The sequence below is a fragment of the Streptomyces caeni genome (genome assembly GCF_042678285.1).
Taxonomy (GTDB): domain Bacteria; phylum Actinomycetota; class Actinomycetes; order Streptomycetales; family Streptomycetaceae; genus Streptomyces; species Streptomyces caeni.
The window spans coordinates 1-4,348 of record NZ_JBHUDX010000035.1 but is presented as its reverse complement, the minus strand read 5'-3'; the positions used below and the strand labels follow the sequence as shown (position 1 = coordinate 4,348).

2 protein-coding genes are annotated in these 4,348 nt (G+C 72.8%); both read right to left on the bottom strand.

Annotation, left to right across the window (positions count from 1 at the left end):
• A partial coding sequence (locus ACFSL4_RS14725; RefSeq protein ID WP_381082564.1) for a beta-ketoacyl synthase N-terminal-like domain-containing protein occupies nucleotides 1-1,115 on the bottom strand: 1,115 nt, incomplete at its 3' end.
• 42 nt (nucleotides 1,116-1,157) lie between these two features.
• A partial coding sequence (locus ACFSL4_RS14720; RefSeq protein ID WP_381082562.1) for a type I polyketide synthase occupies nucleotides 1,158-4,348 on the bottom strand: 3,191 nt, incomplete at its 5' end.

The window sequence follows — 4,348 nt, the reverse complement described above, 5'->3', positions numbered from 1 at the left end:
AGCCACAACGGCCGTCCAACCTCCCGCCCCTGCCCATACGCCGCCAACAGCGCCTCGGCCTCGATCGGATCCCCGAGCGGGGTGCCCGTACCGTGGGCCTCCACCGCGTCCACGTCCGAAGGTGTGAGCCCGGCGCTTGCCAACGCGTCCCGGATGACGCGCTGTTGGGACGGGCCGTTCGGTGCGGTGAAGCCGTTGGAGGCGCCGTCCTGGTTGACGGCCGAGCCGTTGAGGACGGCGAGGACGCGGTGGCCGTTGCGACGGGCCTCGGAGAGGCGCTCGAGGAGCAGGAGCCCCGCTCCCTCGCCCCAGCCCGCGCCGTCGGCGGTGGCCGAGAAGGACTTGCAGCGGCCGTCCGAGGAGAGTCCGCGCTGCCGGCTGAACTCGATGAAGGGCCCAGGCGTCGCCATGACCGTCACACCGCCGGCCAGGGCCAGGGAGCACTCCCCCGCCCGCAGCGCCTGCACCGCCAAGTGCAGCGCGACCAGCGACGACGAGCACGCCGTGTCGACCGTGACCGCCGGCCCCTCCAGGCCGAAGGTGTAGGCGATGCGGCCGGAGGCGACGCTGCCCGCGCTGCCGTGCAGGAGGTAGCCCTCGAAGCCGTCGGGGATGTCACGGATACGCGAGCCGTAGTCGCCGTACATCAGGCCCGCGTACACGCCCACCGGCGTGTCCTTCACGGACTGGGGGACGATTCCCGCGCGTTCGAAGGCCTCCCAGGCGATCTGCAGGAGCAGTCGCTGCTGGACGTCGACGGCGAGTGCCTCGCGGGGGCTCATGCCGAAGAAGGCGGGGTCGAATTCGTCGGCGTCGTGCAGGAAGCCGCCCTCGCGGACGTAGCTCCTGCCCTGCCGGTCGGGGTCCGGGTCGAAGAGGGTGTCGAGGTCCCAGCCGCGCCCGGTGGGGAAGTCGCCGACGGCGTCGGTGCCGTCGGCGACCAACTGCCACAGGTCCTCCGGCGAGCGGACGCCGCCGGGGTAGCGGCAGGCCATGCCGATGATCGCGACGGGTTCGCGGTTCTTGTTCTCGAGCTCTTCGAGGCGGTGGCGCGTCTGGTAGAGATCGGCCGTGACCTTCTTGAAGTACGAGAGAAGCTTCTCGTCGTTCTCCATGGCTGAATACCTCAATCAATCAGTCAGTCGGGTGACGGCGGATCACTTGGCGTTGGTGCCGAATTCCTTGTCGACGAAGGCGAACATCTCCTCCATGGAGGAGGCGCCGATTCCCTCGACCACGTCGGCGACACCGGTGGCCGATGTCGCGTCGGCCGGTTCGTCGTCCCAGACCGTGAGGAGTTGGCGCAGTCGGGTCCGGGTCATCTCGCGCGCGAGTTTGTCGAGGGAGACGGCGGTGAGGACGTCGCCAAGCCGGTCGATCTCCTTCAGGACGCGTTCCTCGGCGGAGAGTCCGTCGTCGACGATCTCCCGGTGGAGGTAGTCGGCGAGGGCCCGTGGTGTCGGGTAGTCGAAGACGAGGGTGGCCGGCAGGCGGCGTCCGACTTCGGCGTTGAGGCGGTTGCGCAGGTCCACGGCGGTCAGTGAGTCGAAGCCGAGTTCCTTGAAGGCGGTCTCGCCGTCGACGGTGTCCGGGTCGCCGTGGCCGAGGACGGTGGCGACGTGCGTGAGGACGAGGCGGAGCAGCTCGGCTTCCTGCTCCGGGCGGCTCAGGGTGGTCAGCCGCTCAGTGAGTCCGCCGAGGGCCGCGGTGGCTGTGCCCCCGGTGGCGGTGGCGGCGCCCCGGCGCGGGGCGAGTCGTACGAGGCCGCGGAAGAGGGGGGCGAGGCCGTCGCCCTGGGCCCGCAGGGCCTTGGTGTCGAGCCGCATGGGCAGCAGCCAGGGTTCGGGCACGGTGAGGGCGGTGTCCAGCAGGCCGAGGGCCTCGTCGGCGTCGAGTGCGGCCATGCCGGCCCGGGCCATGCGCTGGTGGTCGGCCTCGGTGAGGTGCCCGGTGATGCCGCTGGCCTGCGCCCACAGTCCCCAGGACAGGGTGAGTGCGGGCAGTCCGCGGGCGTGGCGGTGGCGGGCGAGGGCGTCGAGGAAGGCGTTGGCCGCCGCGTAGTTGCCCTGGCCGGCGCCGCCCAGGGTGGCGGCTGCGGACGAGAACAGTACGAACGCCGAGAGCTCCTGGTCGCGGGTGAGGTCGTGCAGATGCCAGGCGGCGTCCACCTTGGGGCGCAGGACGGCGGCGGTGCGTTCCGGGGTCAGCGAGCCGATGACTCCGTCGTCGGCGAGGCCCGCGGCATGGACGACGGCGGTGAGCGGGTGCGTGTTTGGTACGGCGGCCAGGAGCCGCGCGGTGGCCTCGCGGTCGGCGAAGTCGCAGGCGGCTACGGTGACGTGGGCGCCCTGTTCGGCGAGTTCCGCGGTGAGTTCCCTGACGCCCGGGGCATCGGCGCCCCGGCGTCCGGCGAGCAGCAGGTGCCGTACGCCGTGCGCCCGGACGAGGTGCCGGGCGAGCAGCCCGCCGAGCACGCCCGTGCCGCCGGTGATCAGGACGGTCCCTTCGGGGGCGAACGGTACGGATTCCGGGGGCGGTTGGACGGGAACGCGGGCGATCCGCGGGACGAGCATGGTGCCGTCGCCGGTGAGCGCGGCCAGCGGCTCACCCGAGACGACGACGCCGGGCAGTGCGCTCCAGGCGTCCGGGGCGATGTCGACCAGGACGATCCGCCCCGGGTTCTCGGTCTGGGCGGACTTCAGCAGACCCCAGGCGGCGGCGCCGGCGAGGCCCACGGCGCTGTCCGTGCCGTGGTCCGGTCCTCCGCCGGGGCAGACGAGAACGAGCCGGGACGCCTCGAACCGGTCGTCGGACAGCCAGTCCTGGACGACTCCCAGGGCCCGCACGACCGAGGCGTGGGTCTCCGCCACCACATCGTCCCCGCCATGGTCCTTGAGCGGGAGGACGACGACGTCGGGAACGGCCGTACCCGCGTCGACGGCGGCCCGCAGACCAGCCAGGTCCGGGTGGTGTCCGGTCACGGGCCGGGTCAGGGCCGCTTCGAGCCGGTCCCGCGCGGCCGGGTCGTCGCCCGCGACGACGGCCCAGGTCAGGGCAGGGCCGGAGGCGGGCACGGGGCTGGTCAGGGGCACCCATTCGGCCCGGAACAGGGACTCGTGGTGGGTGACCCGCTGGGCACCGCTCAGCCCGTCCGGGGACAGCGTCCGCCACATCATCTGGGCGGCGGTGGCCACGGGCGCCCCGCTCGCGTCGGCGACATGTACGGCCACGGTGTCCGTGCCGGTCCTGGTCAGCCGCACGCGCAAGCTGTCCGCGCCCGAGGCGTGGATGGTCACCCCGTTCCAGGCGAAGGGAAGTACCGGCTCGGCAGCACCCTCCAGGGTCACCACCATGACGGCGTGCAGGGCCGCGTCGAGCAGCGCCGGGTGCAGCACATACAGCGGGGCGTCGGCCCGCTCCTGCTCGGGCAGGGCGACCTCCGCGAAGACGTCGTCCTCAAGCCGCCAGGCGCGCCGCAGGCCCTGGAAGACCGGCCCGTACTCGTACCCCAGGTCGAGGAAGCGGTCGTAGACACCCTCGACGTCGAGCTCCTCGGCGTCGGCGGGCGGCCACGCGCCCGGCTCGACCAGGGGCTCGGCGATGTCGGCGGTCCCGGTGATGAGCGATCCGGCCGCGTGCCGGGTCCAGGAGGACTGTTCCTCGTCGCCACCGGACCGCGAGTGGATGACCAGCTCACGCCGGCCGTCCGCGTCCACCCCCTTCGCGGTGACCTGGAGTTGGACCGTTTCCTGCTCGGACAGCAGGAGCGGGGAGGCGAGGGTGAGTTCTTCCAGCCGCTCGGCGCCGACCTGGTCCCCGGCGCGGACGGCGAGCTCCACGAAGACGGTGCCGGGCAGCAGGACCTGCCCGTTCACGGCGTGGTCCGCGAGCCAGGGATGGGTGCGCAGCGAGAGCCGGGACGTGAGGACCACGCCGGCGTCGTCGGCGAGCTCGACCGCCGCGCCGAGCAGGGGATGCCCGGCCGTCTCCAGACCGGCGGCCGACAGGTCCTGCACCGCGCCCTGAGCCGGCTCCAGCCAGTAGCGGCTGCGCTGGAAGGCGTACGTCGGCAGATCCACCGTGCGCGCCGAGGCCCCGGCGAAGGCCGCCCGCCAGTCCACCGGCACGCCTTGTACGTGGAGTTCGGCGGCGCTCAGCAGCAGCCGGCCCAGCCCGCCGTCGTCCCGGCGCAGCGAGCCGACGGACACGGTGGTGGCCTCGGCGTCCTCGAAGGTCTCCTGCAGCCCAACCGCGAGGACGGGGTGCGGGCTGATCTCCACGAAGGTGGAATGACCGTCGGTGAGGAGGGCGCGGACGGTGTCTTCGAAGAGGACCGTCTGACGGAGGT